General features: G+C 40.6%; 1 protein-coding gene. It reads right to left on the reverse strand.

Annotated elements, in window-relative coordinates:
• Nucleotides 1-203: 203 nt before the first annotated feature.
• The coding region (locus tag HC176_RS16055; RefSeq protein ID WP_167920008.1) for an ankyrin repeat domain-containing protein at nt 204-515 on the reverse strand (312 nt) is incomplete at its 5' end.

Raw genomic sequence — 515 nt, forward strand, 5'->3', positions numbered from 1 at the left:
GGCGGCTTTAAAGGTTAAAATTCCAATGATCCCATAAACAACTCCCTTTGCTACAAAGCCGGTACGAGCCATTGTCTTAATATTCTTGTCCATAATTGTTGGTTTAGTTTTCTCTAAAATAGGAGAATACTAAGCCAAAAGCAATCAATTATATTTTATTTAGGGAATGACAGGAGGTAAAAAAACAGACTATTAGAAATAAACTAATTTTTGAGGAGTTGTGCTGTGGCCGGGTCCTTAGCGTAATCTAAAGCAGCGTTTCCTTTGCTGTCTCTCATGGTTTTATCCGCTCCATTTTGCAGCAGCAATTCTACGATCTTTTCCTGCCCAAAAGTGGCTGCAAAGATAAGAGCTGTAGCTCCCGAAGAGTTCCTGGCATTCACATCTGCACCGTTAAGAATAAGCATTTCAGCAATGTCTTTGTTGCCTTTAAAGCAAATTCCCATTAAAGCTGTGTTTCCGGCTGCGTCTCTGGCATCGGTTTCTACTCCCTGTTGCAGCAAAAGTTTGGTGAT

It is taken from the genome of Tamlana crocina, from assembly GCF_012037625.1.